The organism is Micromonospora sp. BL4, assembly GCF_003667505.1.
Classification (GTDB): domain Bacteria; phylum Actinomycetota; class Actinomycetes; order Mycobacteriales; family Micromonosporaceae; genus Micromonospora.
Genome location: NZ_RCVJ01000192.1, coordinates 74923 through 94705, shown reverse-complemented (window position 1 = coordinate 94705; position 19783 = coordinate 74923). Strand labels below are relative to the sequence as shown.

16 protein-coding genes are annotated in these 19783 nt (G+C 71.1%); all 16 read left to right on the top strand.

The window, feature by feature from the left end; genetic code table 11:
• Nucleotides 1-218 precede the first annotated feature (218 nt).
• The 16 genes from EAD89_RS25960 (at nucleotide 219) to EAD89_RS25885 (ending at nucleotide 19767) form a co-directional block, all read left to right on the top strand.
• Nucleotides 219-893 carry a hypothetical protein gene (locus EAD89_RS25960; protein WP_121652662.1) on the top strand — a complete coding sequence of 225 codons (675 nt, stop codon included), beginning with the start codon at nucleotides 219-221 and terminating at the stop codon, nucleotides 891-893.
• A 153-nt stretch (nucleotides 894-1046) separates the two neighbouring features.
• Nucleotides 1047-1511, top strand: a complete 465-nt coding sequence (locus EAD89_RS25955) for a DUF948 domain-containing protein (RefSeq protein ID WP_121652661.1) — start codon at nucleotides 1047-1049, stop codon at nucleotides 1509-1511.
• A gap of 29 nt (nucleotides 1512-1540) precedes the next feature.
• The gene (locus EAD89_RS25950) at nucleotides 1541-1846 is read left to right on the top strand and encodes a hypothetical protein (RefSeq protein ID WP_121652660.1); all 306 of its coding nucleotides are present in this window, start codon (nucleotides 1541-1543) and stop codon (nucleotides 1844-1846) included.
• Nucleotides 1843-4521, top strand: a complete 2679-nt coding sequence (alaS, locus tag EAD89_RS25945) for an alanine--tRNA ligase (protein ID WP_121677529.1) — start codon at nucleotides 1843-1845, stop codon at nucleotides 4519-4521. Before EAD89_RS25950 ends, alaS begins: the two co-directional genes overlap by 4 nt.
• Nucleotides 4522-4594: 73 nt before the next feature.
• Nucleotides 4595-5053, top strand: a complete 459-nt coding sequence (ruvX, locus tag EAD89_RS25940; RefSeq protein WP_121652658.1) for a Holliday junction resolvase RuvX — start codon at nucleotides 4595-4597, stop codon at nucleotides 5051-5053.
• Nucleotides 5053-6249 (top strand): endolytic transglycosylase MltG, encoded by a 1197-nt coding sequence (gene mltG, locus EAD89_RS25935; protein WP_121677528.1) that lies wholly within the window; start codon nucleotides 5053-5055, stop codon nucleotides 6247-6249. Before ruvX ends, mltG begins: the two co-directional genes overlap by 1 nt.
• Entirely contained in the window at nucleotides 6249-7085 is an 837-nt protein-coding gene (locus EAD89_RS25930; RefSeq protein WP_121677527.1) for a shikimate dehydrogenase, read from the top strand. Before mltG ends, EAD89_RS25930 begins: the two co-directional genes overlap by 1 nt.
• 98 nt (nucleotides 7086-7183) lie before the next feature.
• Nucleotides 7184-8899, top strand: a complete 1716-nt coding sequence (locus EAD89_RS25925) for a glycosyl hydrolase (RefSeq protein WP_121677526.1) — start codon at nucleotides 7184-7186, stop codon at nucleotides 8897-8899.
• Between the two features lie 311 nt (nucleotides 8900-9210).
• Nucleotides 9211-10041: a phosphatase PAP2 family protein gene (locus EAD89_RS25920; RefSeq protein ID WP_121677525.1), complete on the top strand. Its 831-nt coding sequence runs from the start codon at nucleotides 9211-9213 to the stop codon at nucleotides 10039-10041.
• A 213-nt stretch (nucleotides 10042-10254) separates the two neighbouring features.
• A complete protein-coding gene (locus tag EAD89_RS25915; RefSeq protein ID WP_199723272.1) occupies nucleotides 10255-12198 on the top strand; it encodes a delta-60 repeat domain-containing protein in 1944 nt (647 codons plus the stop codon).
• A 144-nt stretch (nucleotides 12199-12342) separates the two neighbouring features.
• A complete protein-coding gene (locus tag EAD89_RS25910; RefSeq protein ID WP_121652665.1) occupies nucleotides 12343-13953 on the top strand; it encodes a lipopolysaccharide biosynthesis protein in 1611 nt (536 codons plus the stop codon).
• Between the two features lie 20 nt (nucleotides 13954-13973).
• Nucleotides 13974-15305, top strand: a complete 1332-nt coding sequence (locus EAD89_RS25905) for an O-antigen ligase (protein WP_121677538.1) — start codon at nucleotides 13974-13976, stop codon at nucleotides 15303-15305.
• Nucleotides 15302-16891, top strand: a complete 1590-nt coding sequence (locus EAD89_RS25900; protein WP_233579124.1) for a lipopolysaccharide biosynthesis protein — start codon at nucleotides 15302-15304, stop codon at nucleotides 16889-16891. Before EAD89_RS25905 ends, EAD89_RS25900 begins: the two co-directional genes overlap by 4 nt.
• A gap of 7 nt (nucleotides 16892-16898) precedes the next feature.
• Nucleotides 16899-17801 carry a sulfotransferase domain-containing protein gene (locus EAD89_RS25895; RefSeq protein WP_121677524.1) on the top strand — a complete coding sequence of 301 codons (903 nt, stop codon included), beginning with the start codon at nucleotides 16899-16901 and terminating at the stop codon, nucleotides 17799-17801.
• Nucleotides 17798-19060: a hypothetical protein gene (locus EAD89_RS25890; protein WP_121677523.1), complete on the top strand. Its 1263-nt coding sequence runs from the start codon at nucleotides 17798-17800 to the stop codon at nucleotides 19058-19060. The genes EAD89_RS25895 and EAD89_RS25890 overlap by 4 nt, the downstream gene beginning before the upstream one ends.
• A 224-nt stretch (nucleotides 19061-19284) precedes the next feature.
• Nucleotides 19285-19767: a UDP-N-acetylglucosamine--LPS N-acetylglucosamine transferase gene (locus EAD89_RS25885; protein WP_121653414.1), complete on the top strand. Its 483-nt coding sequence runs from the start codon at nucleotides 19285-19287 to the stop codon at nucleotides 19765-19767.
• Nucleotides 19768-19783 lie beyond the last annotated feature (16 nt).

The following is a 19783-nucleotide window of genomic DNA, read 5'->3' as shown; positions in this document are numbered from 1 at the left end:
CGCCGGCGGACCGCGCCGCCGGCCGTGCCCTACCGCCGCACCGGGAGCCCGGTCGCCCCGAACCGACCGGCGTCGCTCCGGTGCCGCCGCCCGGCCGTGCGGGCGAGCCCGTCGGCGTGGCCCGGGCCGCCGCCGTGGTGCCCCCGCCGGTTGCACCGGTGGACCGCCCGGCGCCCGAGCCGACCGCCGGGCCCGCGCTGCGCCCGTCCGGCCGGGACGTGTCCGACGACGACGACGCCCCGGGCCCCCGGTCCGAGCTCCGCCGTCAGTCGCGCGAGCGTCGACGCCTGCGGGCGGCGGTGCTGGTGCTGGTCAGCGTCGTGCTGCTCGGCGCGGTGCCGCTCTTCTTCGGCATCCGTACGTTGAGCCGGGATCCGGTCTTCGACAATCTGGACCAGCTGAACGTGCCGGGCTGGGCCGCCGCGAAGACGGTCGACGACGTCAGTGGCAGCCGGTGGTGCCTGCTCGACTGCCGGCTGCGCGAGCGCACCGTCACCTCCGAGAAGTCGCCCGAGGAGACGGCGACGGTCTACGAGAGCGCGCTGCGTGCGGACGGCTGGCAACCCTGGAAGGTGGCCCGCTGCCCGGAGCCGGGGACGAAGGGCAGCTACACCTGCTGGCGCCGCGACGAGCTGACCCTCGACCTGTGGGTACGCGAACCGACCTGCGTGCCGCCGCCGGTCGACGGCGAGCCGGCGATCGTGCCGTCTCCCGAGCCGTCGGCCGCTGCGGCGGAGTGCGCCGGCTCGTTGGTGTCGGTGAAGGTACGCAACGCGATCGACGACGAGCGGACCAGGCCGCAGCCGAGCACCGATCCGTCACTGACCGGAGAGGATCCGTTCCCGACGGTCAGCGAGGATCCGCTGGGTGAGTTGACGCCCTCACCGTCGTGAGCGGGTCTCCATCACGGACGGTAGGGTCTGGGGCTGGCGGGCCCGAGCCCGCTGCCGCTGACCGGTGACGGCTCGGCGGGCCCGATACGGGTACCACGGTTGTGCGTTCCGGGGGCGTCGGGTCCTGCGGAACTCTGCTTGAGGAGGACAGGCGTGGGCGACATTGGCGAGGTTGCGGCGCTGGTCGCGGCGTGCGCGTTCGCGGTGCTGGTGCTGATCCTGACGCTGCCCATTCTGCGGCTGCGGCACACGGTGGACGCCACCACCCGGATGATCAACGACCTCAACGATCGGACCGCGCCGCTGATCGGCGACGTGAACACCACGGTGAAGAACGTCAACACCGCGCTGGAGCAGGTGCAGACCTCGCTCGACGGCGTGAACCTCCAGCTGGCGAAGGTCGACACGATGACCAGCCACGCCCAGAACGTCACCGCCAACGTCGCGAACCTGGCCACCGTGGTCTCCGCCGCGGCCGCGAACCCGCTGGTCAAGGTGGCCGCGTTCGGCTACGGCGTGCGCCGGGCCGCCGCCTCCCGCCGGCACGCCGAGACCGAGCGCGAGGTGCGCGACACCATCAAGCAGCAGCGACGGGCCGCGAAGCGCGGCAACCGCTGACCGGCCGGCGCACCAGGAGGTAGCGAGACATGAGGCGGTTGTTCTGGCTCGGCATCGGTCTGGCCGTCGGCGTGGTGGTGGTCCGCAAGGCGACCAAGACCGCGCAGGCGTACACCCCGGCCGGCGTCGCCAGCTCGTTGTCGGAATCCGCTGGCGGGCTGGTCGAGTCGCTGCGTAGCTTCGTGGAGGACGTTCGCATCGGGATGGCCGAGCGCGAGCAGGAGATCCACCAGGCGTTCGCCCAGGGCGAGGCGTTCGACGACCAGTTCGCCGAGTTGCGGGAGGACCCGCGGATCGGCGATCGAGAAATCTTTCCGGAGGAACACCAGCGATGAAGACGGCGGAGATCAAGCGGCGGTACCTCGCCCACTTCGAGGCGAACGGCCACGCCGTGGTGCCGTCCGCTCCGCTGCCCGCCATCAGCGACCCGAACCTGCTGTTCGTCAACGCCGGCATGGTGCAGTTCGTCCCCTACTTCCTGGGCCAGCAGACCCCGCCGTACCAGCGGGCGGTCAGCGTGCAGAAGTGCATCCGCACCCCGGACATCGACGAGGTCGGCAAGACCAGCCGGCACGGCACGTTCTTCCAGATGAACGGCAACTTCTCCTTCGGTGACTACTTCAAGGAGGGGGCGATCCCCCTCGCCTGGGAGCTGATCACCAAGCCGCTGGACCAGGGCGGGTACGGCCTGGACCCGGAACGGATCTGGCCGAGCATCTACCTGGACGACGACGAGGCGTTCGAGATCTGGCGCTCGATCGGCGTGCCGGCCGAGCGGATCGTCCGCCGGGGCAAGGCGGACAACTTCTGGTCGATGGGCATTCCCGGGCCGTGTGGCCCGTCCTCGGAGCTGTTCTACGACCGGGGTCCGGAGTACGGGCGCGAGGGCGGCCCGGCGGTCGACGAGGACCGCTACATGGAGTTCTGGAACCTCGTGTTCATGCAGTTCGAGCGGGGTCCGGGCACCACGAAGGACGACTACCCGATCCTGGGTGACCTGCCGGCGAAGAACATCGACACCGGCATGGGCCTGGAGCGGATGGCCTCGATCCTGCAGGGCGTCGACAACCTCTACGAGATCGACGAGGTCCGGCCGATCCTGGACCGGGCGGCCGAGCTGACCGGTAAGCGCTACGGCGCGCACTCCGGTCACGTGGCCAGCGAGTCGCACCCGGACGACGTGCGGCTGCGGGTGATCGCGGATCATGTGCGGACGGCGCTGATGTTGATCGGCGACGGCGTGACCCCGAGCAACGAGGGGCGCGGGTACGTGCTGCGTCGGATCATGCGCCGGGCGATCCGGTCGGTCCGGCTGCTCGGTTGGCAGGACCGGGCGCTGCCCGAGCTGCTGCCGGTGGCGCGGGACTGCATGTCGCCGTCGTACCCGGAGTTGGCGACCGACTTCGACCGCATCTCGCAGTACGCGTACGCCGAGGAGGACGCCTTCCTGTCCACGCTGCGCGCCGGCACCACGATCCTGGACACGGCGATCGCCGAGACCCGCACCGCGGGTGGCGCGGCGTTGTCCGGGGCGAAGGCGTTCCAGTTGCACGACACGTACGGCTTCCCGATCGACCTGACCCTGGAGATCGCCGCGGAGCAGGGTCTTCGCGTCGACGACGAGGGCTTCCGCCGGCTGATGGCCGACCAGCGGACCCGGGCGAAGGCGGACGCGCAGGCCCGCAAGACCGGGCACACCGACGTGTCGGCGTACCGGTCGGTGCTCGACGCGGGTGGGCCGGTGACGTTCACCGGCTACAGCGAGATGGCTCGCGAGTCGCGGGTGCGGGCGCTGCTCGGCGACGACGGCCCGCGCCAGGCGGCGGCCGAGGGCGACACCATCGAGCTGGTGCTCGACACCACCCCGTTCTATGCGGAGGGCGGTGGCCAGCAGCCCGACCAGGGCCTGATCACCGTGGGCGGTGGTCAGATCGAGGTGTTCGACGTGCAGCAGCCGGTGCCCGGCCTGATCGTGCACCGGGCCCGGGTGATCCGGGGTGAGGTGCGGGCCGGCGAGACCGGCTTCGCGGAGATCGACAGCACCCGGCGGCGGGCGATCTCCCGGTCGCACACCGCCACCCATCTGGTGCACCAGACCATGCGCAACTTCCTCGGCGACTCGGCCACCCAGGCGGGCTCGCTGAACGCGCCCGGCCGCCTGCGGTTCGACTTCAACACCCCGACCGGGGTGTCGCCGAGCGTGCTGCACGACGTGGAGCAGCAGGTCAACGAGGTGCTCCTGGCCGACCTGGAGGTGCACGCCTTCATCACCTCGCTGGACGAGGCGCGCCGGATCGGGGCGATGGCGCTGTTCGGCGAGAAGTACGGCGAGGAGGTGCGGGTCGTCGAGGTGGGCGACTACGCCCGGGAGCTGTGCGGCGGCACGCACGTGGCGCGCTCGGCCCAGCTCGGCCTGGTGAAGATCCTCTCCGAGTCGTCGATCGGCTCCGGCGTCCGCCGGGTCGAGGCGCTGGTCGGCATGGACGCGTTCGGCTTCCTGGCCCGTGAGCACCTGCTGGTCTCCCGGCTGGCCGAGTTGTACCGGGTGCCGAACGACCAGGTCGCCGACCGGGTGGAGCAGACCGTCACCCAGCTCCGGGACGCCGAGAAGGAGCTGGAGAAGCTCCGCGCCCAGCTGGTGCTGGGCGGGGCGGCGGCGCTCGCCGCCCAGGCCAGGGACGTGCGCGGGGTGGCGTACGTGGGCACCGAGGCGCCGGAGGGCGCGGCCGGCAACGATGTGCGGACGCTGGCTCAGGAGATCCGCGGCAAGATCGACCCGGCGCGGCCGGCGGTGGTCGCGGTGGCGGCTCGGGCGAACGGCAAGGCGTCCCTGGTGGTGGCGGTCAACCAGGCGGCCCGTGGTCGGGGTCTGGCGGCGTCGGATCTGGTGAAGGCGGCGTTCTCCGGGCGCGGCGGGGGCAGCCCCGACCTCGCCCAGGGGGGTGGCCTTCCGGCGGCTGAGGCGCCGAAGCTGTTGCTCACCGTCGAGAAGGCGATCACCGAGGCGTGAAGTACCACCATCTTTCGACCAGGGCGGGCCGATCGGTCCGCCCTGGTTCGTCCTTCACCCGAGGTGACGGCCGGTGACGGGGCTGACGCGGGGGGTGCGGATCGGGGTGGACGTCGGCCAGGTCCGGGTCGGGGTGTCCCGTTCGGATCCGGACGGGGTGCTGGCGGTCCCGCTGGTCACCCTGGCGCGCGACCTCACCGCCGCGCCGGACGCGGTGCCGAGCGACCTTGCCCAGCTCGCGGCGTTGGTGGCCGAGCACGAGGCCGTCCAGGTCGTCGTCGGGCTTCCGGTCAATCTCGCCGGCAAGCACGGCCCGGCGGCTGTCCATGTGAAGGCGTACGCTGACCGACTGGTCGATGTGATAGCGCCCGTCCCGGTAACGCTCACTGACGAGAGGATGTCGACCGTGGTCGCTTCTCGTAGGCTTGCCGAGCGTGGCGTTCGGGGCAAGCGTCAACGTGCGGTTGTCGACCAGGCGGCCGCGGTGGAGATTCTGCAGAGCTGGCTGGACGCGCAGCGGAGGCGGACGTAATGATCGACGATCTGGATCTTGGGTTCGATGAGGCGGAGCGGGGGGAGAAGGGCCGGCACCGGCGCAGCTTCGTCCGTAAGCGCAAGGGCGGGTCGGGTGGCTCCCGGGGCAAGACGTTCCTGGCCCTTCTGCTGGCTCTGTTCCTGCTGGGTGGCATCGGTGGCGGCGCGTTCTACGGCTTCGACCGGATCCAGAACTACTTCGTCACCCCGGACTACGACGGCGGCGGCACCGGCGAGATCACCGTCGAGATCAAGCAGGGCGCGCTGCTGGCCGACATGGCCGACGCTCTGGTCGCTGCCGACGTGGTCAAGAGCCAGAAGGCGTTCATCGAGGCCGCCGAGGCGAACTCGCGCAGCAAGAACATCCAGCCGGGCACGTACAAGCTGCGCAAGCAGATGAGCGGCGCGACCGCCGTCACTGCGATGCTCGACCTGAAGAACAAGATCGTCAACGGGCTGACCATCCCCGAGGGTCGCACCAGCCTGAGCATCTACAGGCTGCTCTCCGAGAAGACCAAGATCCCGATCAAGGACTTCCAGACCGCGGCGAAGGACCCGGAAGCGCTCGGCGTCCCGGACTGGTGGTTCAAGCGCGACGACGGGAAGAAGACCGTCAAGTCCATCGAGGGCTTCCTCTTCCCGGACACGTACGAGATCCCGCCCAAGGCCACCGCGGAGAGCATCCTCAAGCTGATGGTGGACAACTTCCTCTCGGTGACCGGTGAGATGAAGTTCGCCGACCGGGTACAGAAGGAACGCAAGGTCAGCCCGTACGAGGCGTTGATCGTGTCGTCGCTGGCCCAGGCCGAGGCGGGCAACAAGGACGACCTGGGCAAGGTCGCCCGGGTGGCGTACAACCGGGTCTACGGCGAGTTCAACTGCAACTGCCTGGAGATGGACGTCACGGTCAACTACTACCTGGAGTCGATCGGCAAACCGACAAAGACCTCCGCGCAGATGACGGCGGCCGAGCTGGACGACCCGAAGAACCCGTACAACCGCAAGCTGCCCGGCCTCGTGCCCACCCCGATCAACAACCCGGGCAAGCAGGCACTGGAGGGGGCGATGGCTCCGCCGCCGGGCAAGTGGCTCTACTTCGTGGCGATCGACAAGCAGGGCCACTCCGCCTTCGCCGAGACCTACGAGGGGCACCAGCGTAACGAGGCCAGGGCCAGGGAGGCCGGCATCATCTGATGGCGCTCCGACGACGGGCCGCGGTGCTGGGCAAGCCCATCGCGCACTCCCTCTCCCCGGTGATCCACAGAGCCGGGTACGAGGCCGCCGGGCTGGTCGGATGGTCGTACACCCGGATCGAGTGCGCGGCGGCGGAGCTGCCGGCCCTGGTCGCCGGCCTGGGTCCGGAGTGGGCCGGGCTGTCGGTGACCATGCCGGGCAAGGAGGCGGCGCTAGCGGTGGCGGACGCCGCCTCGCCGGTCGCCACCGCGGTCGGCGCGGCCAACACGCTGGTACGCCGTCCGGACGGCTCCTGGTACGCGGACAACACCGACGTCGGCGGGATGGTCCGGGTGCTCACCGACGCCGGCGTCGGCCCCGGCGCCGCCATGACGGTGCTCGGCGCGGGTGGAACGGCCCGCGCCGCCTTGGCCGCCGCCGCACGGCTGGCCTGCTCCTCGGTGACGGTGGTGGCCCGCCGGGTCGAGGCGGTCGACGACCTGCGGCCGGTGGCGGATGCGCTGGATGTCGTGCTGTCCGCCGGGTCCTGGGCTGACGCGTCGCGGCACCTGGGCGCCGAGGTGGTCGTCTCGACCGTGCCGAAGGGGGTCGCCGATCCGCTGGCCGGTGTGGTGACCTGGCGGCCGGGCGCGGTGTTCTTCGACGCGCTGTACGACCCGTGGCCGACGCCGCTGGCCGCCTCCGCCCTCGCGGCCGGCCTGCGGGTGGTGTCCGGATTGGACCTGCTGTTGGCCCAGGCCGTCGGCCAGTTCGAGCAGTTCACCGGCGTGGCCGCCCCGATGACGGCGATGCGTTCGGCCCTGCGCCGGGCCACCGGTGGCGACTTCCTTAGCTGACCGTTAAGACGCGCTTAGGGATAACTGTCCTCCGTACGACATGGTGTGGTCGTCGATACGCTGCAGAACGTTACGGCAGTAGACACAGGGAGTACTCCTTGAGCAGGCACGGACTGCACCGCGTCACCCGGCACCGCCCCGACCCCCGACGCAAGGCCATCGCCGTCGGCGTGGTCGGCGGCTCGGTGGTCGCCGGCATCGTGGTGACCATGATGCCGCTGCTGGCCAGCGACGATCTCTCGATCCGGGCGGCGGCCGACACCACCGCGACCATGGTGACGCAGGACGGCGACAACGCCGCCAAGCCGACCCTCGCGACCTGCCCGGCGCGCTGCGACGGCAACCCGCGGGGCGGCCGGGAGGCGGTCATCGAGTTCACGGTGACGACCGTGCCGGCCGCTGCGGTCAACGTGCGGGCGACGCTGCGGGTGCACGCCTGGCAGCAGTTCGCCGCCACGGTGACGGCGCACGCCTCGCCGCTGAGCGCCCGCGAGGCACGGCCGGCCCCGAAGGCGGCCGGCGCGGCGCTGGACACCCTGACCGGGGTGTCCAAGGGCTTCAACGAGTGGGACGTCTCCCGTCTGGTCACCGGCAACGGCACCTGGACGGTGTCACTGGCCCAGGCCGGCCTGGACACCCGGATCTACTGGGCGTCGGCGGAGAACCGCGACTCGGAGCTGCGGCCGCGCTTGGTGATCAGCTACGACATCGGGACCCGGCCGTCGCCGGTGACGACCACCCGCCCGGCGCCGCCGCCGAGCGCGTCGCCGAGCGCGTCGCCGACCACCGCAGCGCCGAAGCCGTCGCCGACCATCGCCCCGACCCGGACGCCCACCGCGTCGGCGAGCCCCACGGTCGCGCCGCCCGGCACGTGCGGCGCGGTGTCGGACAAGCTCGTCCCCTCCTGCGGCGCCTGGTGGGGCATGTACTCGCCGTCCGGGGCGGGCAGCGGCTGGAACCACGGCAAGGCGGTCGCCGACGTCGAGGCGCAGGTGGGCCGCAAGTTCGACATCGTGCACCGCTACCACGACTTCTCCAACGTCGGCAGCAACGGCGCCTTCCCGGACGCGTACGAGCAGCAGCAGATGCGCGAGGGTCGGCTGATGTTCTTCGCCTGGGAGTCGCGCGACTTCTCCGCCGGCACCACCCTGACCTGGGCGGACGTCTACAGTGGCCGGCACGACGCGACCATCGACGCGGTCGCGGGCCGGATCCGGGACGCCAAGGTGCCGGTCTTCCTGGGCTTCGATCACGAGCCGGAGGACGAACCGGCCAAGGGCAGTGACGCCGACTTCGTCCGGGCCTGGCGCTACGTGTACGAGCGGTTCGCCAAGGCCGGCGCGGACAACGCGGTCTGGGTCTGGACGATGATGGGCTGGTCCGGGCACTACTCCCGGTACGCCGGTCTGTACCCGGGCGACCGCTACGTCGACTGGGTGGCCTACGACCCGTACAACTTCCACGTCTGCAACGGCAGCACGGTGTGGAAGAGCCCGAGCACCACCGTCGGCGGCTTCTACCGCTGGCTGGACGAGAGCGGCATCGGCGCCGGCAAGCCGCGGATGCTCGCCGAGTTCGGCACCAACTTCAACTCCGCCGACCGGGGCGCCAAGCAGCGCTGGTTCCAGGAGTTCCCGGCGGCACTGAAGGCGCACCCGAAGATCAAGGCGGCCATCTACTTCAACTCGTCGGGTATGACCACCCGCTCGACGACCTGCGACATGACGATGAACCACGATGCCGCGGCCGTGGCCGGCTTCGCCGAGGCCGGCCGGGACCCGTACCTGCGGCAGCCCACCGGGGGTAGCCGCTGACGACCGCCTCTGTCGTGATTGCGACTCGACCGCACTGGCTGGAGTTCGGGCCAGTTGCACAGCACCGACGATTGTCGAAACCACGACAGGTGGTCGACGGAGCACGGACGGACTGGCGGCTACCGCGGAGCGTCCAAGTCCCTTAACGTGTCACCTCGAATGCCATGCGGTGGTGCCGACGGACCCTGAACGGGGTGGTTGCTCGGCGGCTCGGGTGAAGGGGGACCGATGACGTCGGCGGACACCAGGTGGCTGCGTGCCACGGATGTGGCGGGGTCAGCCGCCGGTCGACCGGACGGCGGTGTTCGGCTGTGGCTCTGATCTACGCGCTGGGGGCATTGTCGGTGCTGGTGCCGGCCGTCCTGATCCCTGTGGTGGCGACCCGATGGGCGCCGGCCGTGCGGGAGAGTCGGGCGGCTGATCGGCTGCGCGTCGCCGTGGCCGGGCTCACCGAGGCCTTCGGCCGGATCGGGGCCGCTCTTGTCGTCCTGCTCGCCGGGTCCGCGGCGGTCGTGGCGATCTGCTGGCCCCTCGGCGAACTGCTGTCCAGACTGGAACCGTCCGTCGACCATCCGGTCTTCGACTACGTGCATGCCCGCCGAGTCGACGTGTGGGCCGACATCAACTCGTTCATCACCGCGATTGGGGACCGGTACCCGCTCAAGTGGGTGACGGTGGTCGCGGCGATCGGCTTCGCCGTCGCCTGGCGGCGCCGCCGATGGTGGATCCCGCTGGTCGCGATGCCGTTGCAGTTCGTCCTCGAGCAGTACACCCAGCAGATTCTGGCCCTGACCGTGGACCGCGGCCACCCACCCACGGACCTCGGCACCTATCCCTCCGGCGGATGCGCCCGGGTCATGCTCACCTTCGGCACCATCGCGGTGCTGGCGGGGCTGACCTGGAACATCCCGAGACGCGGCCGAATTGCCATCGCGACCGCGCTGGCCGTGCTGGTCGCGGTGGAGGGGTATACCCGGATCTATGCCGAGCGGCACTGGCTCACCGACGTGATCGGTGGTTGGATCTTCGCCACCCTGCTGCTCGGCGTGATGGTGCTGACGGTCCTCGTGGCCGAGGGCCGGGTGCGTCCACCCATCCGGTCCGCGGACGCGGTGCCCGTCGAGGTCACGACCACAGTCTGACCTGTTCCTGCATCGCTGCTCCACCGAGGCGTGCTGAGGTGAGTCCGATACCCGACAGGGAGACCACCCGTCGTCGTCGCGTGGGGCCGGCGACCGCCCAATCGGCGGATATCGCGAATCATGATCGACGAGGCACGCTACGCGGGTTCTCGTCCAACTTGGAGGCGTAGCGTGCCCATAGTTTCGCTCTCTCGGCGATCTGCCGGATCCCGTATCCGTGCGGCAGCAGTCGGCCTGGTGACCCTCGCCGCAGTGTTGACCGTACCCTCCGTCACCTCGGCCGCCGTGGTGCCGGCGCCCGAGACGGCGACCGTGGTGTCGACCAACCCGGCCGACAACACCCCGCATGGCCGCGACGGCGAGACCCGCGCCTTCGCGCAGGTCGGCTCTCAGGTGTACGTGGGCGGCAGCTTCACCCAGATCCGGCAGAACGCCAGCGCGGCGTGGATCACGCGGAGTTACCTGTTCGCGTACGACCGGACGAGCGGAACCATCTCGACCACGTTCCTGCCGGTTCTCGACGGCCCGGTCAACACCCTGATCGCCGGCCCGAACGGCACGCTCATCGTCGGCGGCGGGTTCAAGAACGTCAACGGCGTTTCCCGGAAGAACCTGGTGGCGCTGGATCCCGCGACCGGGGCGACCATCGGTAGCTGGGTCGGCCGCTCCGACGGCGGCATGATCCGGGACATGGTGCTGCGTGGCAACTGGCTCTACGTCGCCGGCGCGTTCAACTGGTTGAACGGTGCCGCGCACTCCGGTTTGGCCCGGCTGAACGCCACCACCGGCGCGATCGACCCGACCTTCAACATCAACGCCACCGTCGGGCGGCACGGCACCGGCTCGTACGGCTGGACGATCGATGTCACCCCGGACGGGCAGACCATGATCGCCGGTGGCAACTTCACCCTGGTGAACGGACTGTCCCGGAACCAGATGGCGATGATCGACCTCTCTGGTACGCCAACCGTGCTGGACTGGAGCACTGAGAAGTTCGTCGCGCCGTGTGCGGCGCCCGAGACCTTCGTGCACTACGTGCAGGACCTGAAGTTCGGTGCGGACGGAAGTTGGTTCGTCGTCGGTACCAACGGCGGCGCCGGCTGGCCGGCCGCCTACTGCGACGCGCTGATCCGGTTCGAGACCGCAGACCGGGGCAGCGGCCAGCTCGGCACCTGGGTCGACTACACCGGCAACGACACCATCACCTCGGTGGAGGTGGCCGACAACGTCATCTACCTGGGTGGGCACTTCCGTTGGTTGAACAACCCGAACGCCAGCGACGCGGCCGGCAACGGCGCGATCGACCGACTCGGCATCGCCGCCGTCACCCCGGCGACCGGACTGCCGGTCGCGTGGAACCCCGGCCGCCGCGGCAGCGCGTCCATGCCGGCCGGCACCAGCACCTGGGGTTCGCAGGTCCCCGTGCTGTGGCGGGGCAGCGACGGGCTGTACTTCGGGCACAACTCCGACGGGATGGGCAGCGAGTACCACGGCCGGCTCGGCATGTTCCCGATCGCCGGCGGTCGCACCTTCGCCCCGAAGAACCCGCCGACCGCGGCCACCGGCAACCTCTACCTCGGCACCGGCGAGGGTCAGCTGGCCAAGGCCTCGTTCAACGGCGCGACTGTCGGTGCCCCCACCACGGTCAGCCAGCCCAACTACACGAACGCCGGCGCGACCTGGCGGGTGAGCGACCGCATCTACTGGGCGCACACGATTTCCGGCACCCCCACCGGCAGCCGGCTCGACGTTTCGATGTTCAACGGCGGTGCCATCGGCGTTCCCTGGGAGTCGTCGGGGTTCAACGACTGGTTCAACGCAGCGGGCATGACCGGCGCGTTCTACCTCAACGGCCGGTTGTACTACACCCGCAGTGGCGCCAATGCGCTCTACTACCGCTACTTCGAGATCGACGGCAACTATCTGGGCGCGACCGAGTTCGCTCTTCCGACGACCGGCGTCACCTGGTCGTCGGTGCGCGGCATGGCCTGGGTCAACGGCCGGATCGTGTACGGCGGGACCGACGGCACCCTGCGCAGCGTGCCGTTCGACCCGACGGCCGCCCCGGTTGTGGACGGCGCGACCAGCACGGTGATCGCGCCGGCGGGTGGAGGACTGACCTGGTCCACCCCGAGGATCTTCTTCTCGGTGCAGTGACGACTGACCCGTTCGTCACACAGAATCGATAGATCACGTCGGGCCGGCGGCGGACCACGTCGCCGGCCCGACGCCTCGCAGGGGAACGTGCGGCGTGTACGAGCGTCGTTCCGTTCAGAAAATCCATAACAGACGGTGAAGTTCATGGCTGATGCATCTCCCGGTTCCTGGTCCGCCGATCCGCTCGGCGGTGGGGGCGCGCCGGCCCGGACAGTCACCCTGACCGACCTGCTCCGCGTCCCTCTGCACCGGATCCGGCTGGTCGCGGCGGTCGCCGCGGTCGGCCTGTTCGCCGCCCTCGGGTACGTCCTGCTCAGTCCTGGCGCGGTCACCGCGAGCGCCGTGGTGGCGGTACGCCCGGTTGTCACCGACGCCTTCACCCCGAGCGGCGCCGCCGCCGACCGGGCAGTGAACATGAACGTGGAGAGCGGCATCGCCACCGGGACCGAAGTCGTGCAGCGGCTCGCGGCAGAGGGTAGGGATCAGCGCGATGTACGCGACGCGCTGGAGGTGGAGGTACCAACCGGCGGGCAGATCCTACGTTTCTCCTACACCGATCGCTCCACCGATGACGCGGTACACAACGTGAACCTTGCCGCGCAGGCCTACCTCGACGTGCGCCGGACGATGTACGAGAAGCAGCGGGCCGAGATGCTGAAGCGGTATGACGAGAGCATCGTCGAGGTGGAGAAGCAGCGCGATGCCTTGCAGCGGCGAATCGCGAACGCGCGGGACGGCTCGCTGGACGCCGCCATTGCCGAGCTGGGCGGCACGAACAATCAGCTGACCCAGTTGAAGTCGTCCCGAACAGAGATCGCGGCGGTCGATGTCAACCCGGGCTGGATCACGCAGAGCGCGGAGAACGTCCTGGTGTCCTCCAGCGGGCACCTCCTGCTCTACGTGCTGGCCGGGCTGCTCGGGGGCGTACTGCTGGGCGTGGTGCTGGCGTACGGCTGGGAGTCCGCGGACCGCCGGGTCCGCTCGGTTCACGACGGACGCGATGTCACCGGCCTGCCGCTGCTCGGTACTGTGCGCGGCCGGCGAGTTCGCGGCCGAAGGAAGGCGGTGGACGCCGACATCCGGTACGCGGCGATGGCCATCGCCGAGCGGGTCCGCGAACCGGCCCGGGTGGCGCTGCTGACCACTCGCGAGGACCAGACCGCCATCACCGCCGGTCTGGCGGTGGCGCTCGCCGCGACCGGCCGGGACGTCTACGTGGCCGACGACAGTGGCCGCCTCGAGCAGCTGCGTGCCGCCGTGCTCGCGGACCGCGATCAACTGCCCGCGACGGCCAACCCGGTACGCCCACTCGTACCGAAGCCCCGAGGCGCCGATTCGGTCAGCGGCAAGGACGCCACCGAGCCAATCCCCACCCGCCGTCCGTCCCCGTACCCGGTGGGCAGTTACCCGTCGGCGGACCCGGACGCCACCATGACCCTGCCGCGAACGAGCGTGAGCGCGGCCTCGAGCGACATGAACATGGTCGGAAACAGCGCGGAGAAGGTGCCTGTGGGTGCCGGCGGAGTGCGTTTCGGCACGTGGCGCCAGCGCACCGCCACCGGCGTCGTGCTCTTCAACGCGCCCCCCTCCGAGGCCGACGAGCGTGGCGTGGCGGCGGCTCGTCAGGGCACTGCGGTCGTGGTGGTGGAACAGGACCGGACCCGTCAGGTCGATCTGCGTCGGCTCACGGAGCGGCTGCTCGCGGCCGGCGTCACCCCGCTGGGTTTCGTCCTCACCCGCAGCGGGCGGGGCTGACGGTGTCCGTCGCTGTTGCCCTGGCCAGCAGCGAGCCGGACGGATGTGGTCCACCGATCGTCTCCGCGCCGTCACCACCCCGGCTGCCCCGTTGGCCGCTGCTGATCATGTTCGGTCTGGTTCCGCTGTGGTGGCTGGCCGGCGCGTTCTACCTGATCTGGCCACTGTTCGGCGCGGTGCTGCTGGCGTTGCTGATCGTCCGGGGGCGGGTGCCGCTTCCGCCGGCCACCGGAATCTGGCTGCTGTTCCTGGCCCTGGTGCTGCTCAGCGCCACACAGTTACCCACACCGGTTTCGCTGCTGCCCTTCGGTCTGCGGCTGGGCTTCTACGTCACCGCCCTCGTGGTCGGCGTGTACGTGTATGTCTACGCGCGGGAGCGGGGCGACGTGCCGGGGGCCCTCGTGCCGCTCTGCATATTCTGGTTCGGTCTGGTGGTGTTGGGCTGGCTGGGTGTGCTGGCACCGCGATTCGAACTGACCACCCCGCTGGAGGTGCTGCTGCCCGGAGGCGTGGCCGGCCACCCGTACATGCAGGACCTGGTTCATGTCAGCGCCGCCGAGTACAGCAAGTTGTCGCTCAACCCGATCTACCGGCCGACGGCGCCGTTTCCGTACACGAACAACTACGGCAGCGCGTACGCGATGACGTTGCCGTGCGTCGTGGCGTACACCATGTTGCGCCGTCGCGGGATCCTCCGCTGGGCACTGCTGGTGTCGCTGCCGCTGTCCCTGGCGCCGGCATTCCTCACCCTGAACCGAGTGATGTTCGCGAGCCTCGGCGTCGGCCTGGCCGTGCTCGGCGTGCGGGCCGCGCTACGTGGAAACGTCCGGGTGGGTGCGTCCGTCGTCGGGGTTCTGATCATCGGCGGACTGACCACCCTGCTGATCCCGGTCGCTGAGTTGATCAACAACCGGGTCGAGTCGAGCGACACGAACACCGACCGGTTGTCCCTCTACGCCGAGGTCATCCGCCGCATGTGGGACTCACCGTGGCTCGGGTACGGGGCGCCCGTCACCGTGGACACGGTCACCGCGGAGGTGCCGGTCGGCACCCAGGGGCAGCTCTGGACGGTGTTGTTCAGCCACGGCGTACCGGCATTGCTCTGCTTCCTCGCCTGGTTCGTGATCGCCACGCTGAAGAGCGCCCGGGCCCGCTCGGCGCCCGGGCAGTGGCTGGCGGTGGTCCCGGTGATCTGCCTGGTGCAGATCCCGTTCTACGGCATGGCCGACCCCACCATCGCGGTCGCGTACTTCGCTGTCGCCGTCGCGATGGCCCTCGCCGAGCAGGAGGCGGGACCCAGGGGAGCCAGTCCGGAGCGCCCTGTCCCCAGCCAGAAGGCGATGGCGGCATGACCACCGGGACCCGCCCAGCTCTCGGCTCCGGCTCCGGTGCGTTGAGCGCCGACGGTACGACCGAGGCGCGGCGCAGCGCCCGTACCGGCCTCGCGGGGCTTGCCGGGGCCGCGACCAACGGGCTCTTCGGTTTCCTGCTCGCGGTGGTGATCACCCGCGGTTACGGCACCGTCGGCTCGGGCGCGTTCTTCGCGGCGATCGGAGTCGTCACGGTGACCGCCGCCATCTGCACGCTGGGTGCGGAGACCGGGCTCATCTGGACGCTGCCTCGCCGGCGTGCCGGTCGAGCGGGCGACGCGGCACGCGTGCTCCCGGTGGCGCTGCTGCCTCCGCTGGTGGCCGCCGTCGTCGTCGCCGTCAGCGGGGTGTTCGCCGCGGACGCGCTCGCACCCCACCTACTGGACGCGAACAGCGGTACCGACACGGCCCTGATCGCGGCCAGCTTCGCCGCGGTTCCGCTGGTGGTGGCGATGACGCTCCTGCTGGCCGTGCTGCGATGCGTCCGTCCGATCCGGGCGTACGTCGGCGTGCAGTCCGTCCTGGTGCCGGTCGCCCGGCCGGTGCTGGTCGGTGCGGCGGCCGTGTCCAGCGGTGGCGTACTCGTCGGCATGGTCGGCTGGGTGGTCCCGGCGGCGATCGCCATCCTGGCCTGTCTCGTCATGGTGACTGGCCCGCTGGGCGTCGGCCGCGGTGCGGCGTTGCGCCCCGAGCGGGCCGACTGGTCGGCGTTCTGGCGTTTCGCGCTGCCCCGCGCCGCCTCCGCCGCGATCGACGCCAGCGCCGTCTGGGTGGGCGTGCTGCTCACCTCGGTGCTCGCCGGGCAGGCCGACGCCGGCGTGTTCGGCGCGGTCGGCCGATACATCCTGGCCGGCCAACTGGCCATGCAGGGCTTGCGGGTAGCGGTGTCGCCTCAGCTCTCCCGGCTGCTCGGTGATGGTGAGCGGGCCGCGGCCGCGGCGGTGCACCGGCAGATGACCACCTGGGCACTGGTGTTGTCGTGGCCGGTCTACCTTCTGCTCGCGGTGTTCGGGCTGGCGTTCCTGCAACTCTTCGGGCCCGGGTTCACCGCGGGAGCCACCGCGATCACCGTGCTGGCCCTGGCCATGCTGGTCAACACCGGCGTGGGAAACGTACAGACCCTCCTGCTGATGAGCGGTCGCAGTGGCCTGCACCTGGCCGCGACGGTGGCCGGACTGGTGGTCACCGTCTCCCTCGGACTGTGGCTGATCCCGCAGCACGGCGTGACGGGTGCCGCGCTCGCCTGGGCGGCCGGCATCGCCACCGAGAACCTGATCTCCTTCGTCTGCGCCCGGGTGGTGATCGGGCAGCCCCTGGTCGACGCGGCGCTGGTGCGGGCGGCGGCCGCGGTCGTCGTCGGGGTGGGGATCGCGGCCCTGGCCGGCGTGCTCACCGGCGGTCGGGGGATCGCCGGCCTGGTGGTGGCACTGAGCGTGCTGGCCATCGGCTGCGTCGGCTTGTTGACGGTGCCCCGGGTACGAGGGCGCGTCCGGGTGACCATGAGGCAGTTCCGTCGCAGTCAGGCGGCGGCGCCGGTCGCCGCCGATACCTCGACGAAGGGCAGGTGAGGACGCTGTGTCGTCCATCCGAGATCGGGTGAAGCAGCTCGTGCCGAGCCAGGTGACGAACCGGTTGAAGGAGTCCCTGGTCGACTACGCGGTGCGGACCAGCGACCGGCGGCCCCTGCCGGACTTCCTGATCATCGGCACCAAACGGGGCGGCACCACCTCCCTGTGGAACTACCTCATCCAGCACCCGCTGGTGCCGCGGCTCTTCCCGGCCTGGAACACCAAGTCGGCGCACTACTTCGAGGAGCACTGGGGTCGCGGCGAGGCGTGGTACCGCTCGCACTTCCCGACGGAGCGGCAGCGCGAGGCGTTGGCCAGGCGGCACGGCGGGCCGGTCCGGGTCGGCGAGGCCGCCCCGCTGTACATGTTCCATCCCCTGGCCGCGCAGCGGGTCGCCGGGCTGATGCCGACGGTGAAGCTGATCGTGCTGCTGCGCGATCCGGTGGAGCGGGCGTACTCGCACTGGAAGGAGCGCCGTACGCACGGCATCGAGCCGCTGGACTTCGCCGCCGCGCTGGCCGCCGAGCCGGAGCGTACGGCGGGGGAGCGGGAGCGGCTGATCGCCGAGCCGGAGTCCTTCAGCGAGCCGTACGACTGGTACACGTACCGGGCTCGGGGGCGCTACCTGGAGCACCTGGAGCCGTGGCTGGAGCGCTTCGACCGGGAGCAGATCCTCTTCCTGCCCAGCGAGGACCTCTACCGCGACTCCCGCGCAACCTACCGGCGCACCCTGGACTTCCTCGGGTTGCCGCCGCACGGCCTGCCGAGCTTCAAGGTCTACAACGACCGGCGCTCGGCGCCTCTCGAGCCGGCGGTGCGCGCCGAGCTGACCGACTACTACCGGCCGTACAACGACGCGTTGCGCCAGCGGCTCGGGCTGGCCCTCGACTGGGCGGACCGGGCGGCGTGACGACCCAAGTCGGCACGGCCACCGACCCCCGGTCCCGCGTGGACGGGCTGGGCTGGGTGAGCCGCGCCGTCTTTCCGGACGAGCGGGTCGGCCTGACCGTGGGCGCGGCCCCGCCGCCGGGTCACCGGGCGGTCGCCCGGTACGCCGTGGTGCCGTCGGTGGCCAGGGCGCGGTTCCTGGTGCCGTTGGGGGCGCCCCGCGCCGGGGCGGCGTCGCTGCTGGCGTACAACGCGTTGCGGCCGCCGAAGGTGCGTGCGCTGCGGGCGGTGCTCGGCGGGCTGGCCCGGTTCGGCCCGGCCGGGTTGGCGCCCTTTCCGACGCTGACCGTCTCGGTGCCGGCCGGGGTGCCCGCGGCCGACCTGCTGCTGACCGAACGGCTCACGGACGCGCTCGGCGGTACGCCGTTGCTGGCCGCCTGTGGGGTGCGACCGCCGGATCCGAACGGCAAGCCGACCCTGCAACTGTTCAGCGCCGACGGCCGCCCGCGCGGCTACGCGAAGATCGGCTGGAACGACGCGACCCGCGCGCTGGTCACCGCCGAGGCGGCGGCGCTGCGGGCGTTGCGCGCGGTGGCCGGCGTCGCCGACCACCCGCTGCCGCCGGGGTTGCTCACCGAGACGGCGTGGGCCGGCCAGGTGGTCGCGGTGATCGAGCCGCTGCCGCCGGCGGTACGCGGCGTCCCGGTCGACGACCCGCCGCGGGTCGCGGCGCTGCTCGCGGTCGCCCGTCGCGGCGGCCCGGCCGGTGCGCCCCGACCGCTGGCCGGGTCCACGTTCCTGGCCCGGCTGGCCGCGCAGGCCGACCGGGCCGCCGCCGCCGAGCCGGCCGGCGCGCGGGCGGTCGCCGCGGTCTCCGCGCTGGCCCGCCGGCACGGCGGCACCGACGTCGAGTTCGGCCACTGGCACGGCGACTGGGTGCCGTGGAACCTGGGACAGCACGCCGGCCAGCTGGTCGCCTGGGACTGGGAGCACAGCGGCCCGGACGTGCCGGTGGGCTTCGACCTGGCGCACGACGCCTTCCAGCGGGCCCTGGTGCTGCGCGGGGAGCCGGCCGCCGTCGCCGCGGCGGATGTCGACGGGCACCTGGGCCGGCACGGCGACCGGCTCGGTCTGGGACTGGCGCAGCGGCGGCTGGTGGCCGACGCGTACCTGGTGGAGATGTGGCTGCGGACCTGGCGGCTGGCCGACGCCGGCGCGGGCTGGAACGGCGCGCTGCATCCCGCACTGTTGGACGTCATCGAGAAACGACATAGCGATTGATCCGGGCACGTCGCCGCGCCGATGGACGTTGACCATCGCCGGAGCGTGACGGAAGAATTGCTGCTTGCGATGGACGTCGATGGCTGGCGGAGGGCCGAGGGCACCGGTCGGTCCCCGTCGGATATCGGCTGATCAACCGGTCGCCCTATTCAACGGTCGGGCAACCTGTGATCTGCTGCTGCGTGGTGTGGACCAAAATTCCAAGCGAACTTGTGGGGAGTCGCGTGGACAGGAACGACAACGACGACGGTGGGCAGCCCGTGCTGCTGCTGGTCGGCTCCAGCGGCGGGCACCTGGCCCAGCTGCTCGCCCTGCGGCCCTGGTACGAGAGCTGGCGGCGCTGCTGGGTCACCTTCGACACGCCGGAGGCGGTGTCGTTGCTGGCCGGCGAGGACTTGGTACCGGCGCACCACCCGACCACCCGCAACGTGCCGAACCTGCTGCGCAACGCGCTGCTGGCGTGGCGGGTGCTGCGGGGTCGGCGGGTCGCCGCGGTGGTCACCACCGGCGCCGGGGTGGCCGTGCCGTTCGTGGTGCTGGCGCGGCTGCGGCGCATCCCGACCGTCTACATCGAGGTGTACGACCGGATCGACACCCCGACGCTGACCGCCCGGCTCTGCCGGCCGTTCCTGTCCGCGATGCTCGTGCAGTGGGACGAGCAGCGGCGGCAGTACCCGGAGGCCACTGTCGTCGGGACGCTGCTGTGAGCGGGGAGACCGGCAC

Coding starts and splice junctions, on each gene's coding strand:
- EAD89_RS25950 (WP_121652660.1), top strand. CDS start 1,541: ATGAGGCGGTTGTTCTGGCTCGGCATCGGTCTGGCCGTCGGCGTGGTG.
- alaS (WP_121677529.1), top strand. CDS start 1,843: ATGAAGACGGCGGAGATCAAGCGGCGGTACCTCGCCCACTTCGAGGCG.
- mltG (WP_121677528.1), top strand. CDS start 5,053: ATGATCGACGATCTGGATCTTGGGTTCGATGAGGCGGAGCGGGGGGAG.
- EAD89_RS25930 (WP_121677527.1), top strand. CDS start 6,249: ATGGCGCTCCGACGACGGGCCGCGGTGCTGGGCAAGCCCATCGCGCAC.
- EAD89_RS25910 (WP_121652665.1), top strand. CDS start 12,343: ATGGCTGATGCATCTCCCGGTTCCTGGTCCGCCGATCCGCTCGGCGGT.
- EAD89_RS25900 (WP_233579124.1), top strand. CDS start 15,302: ATGACCACCGGGACCCGCCCAGCTCTCGGCTCCGGCTCCGGTGCGTTG.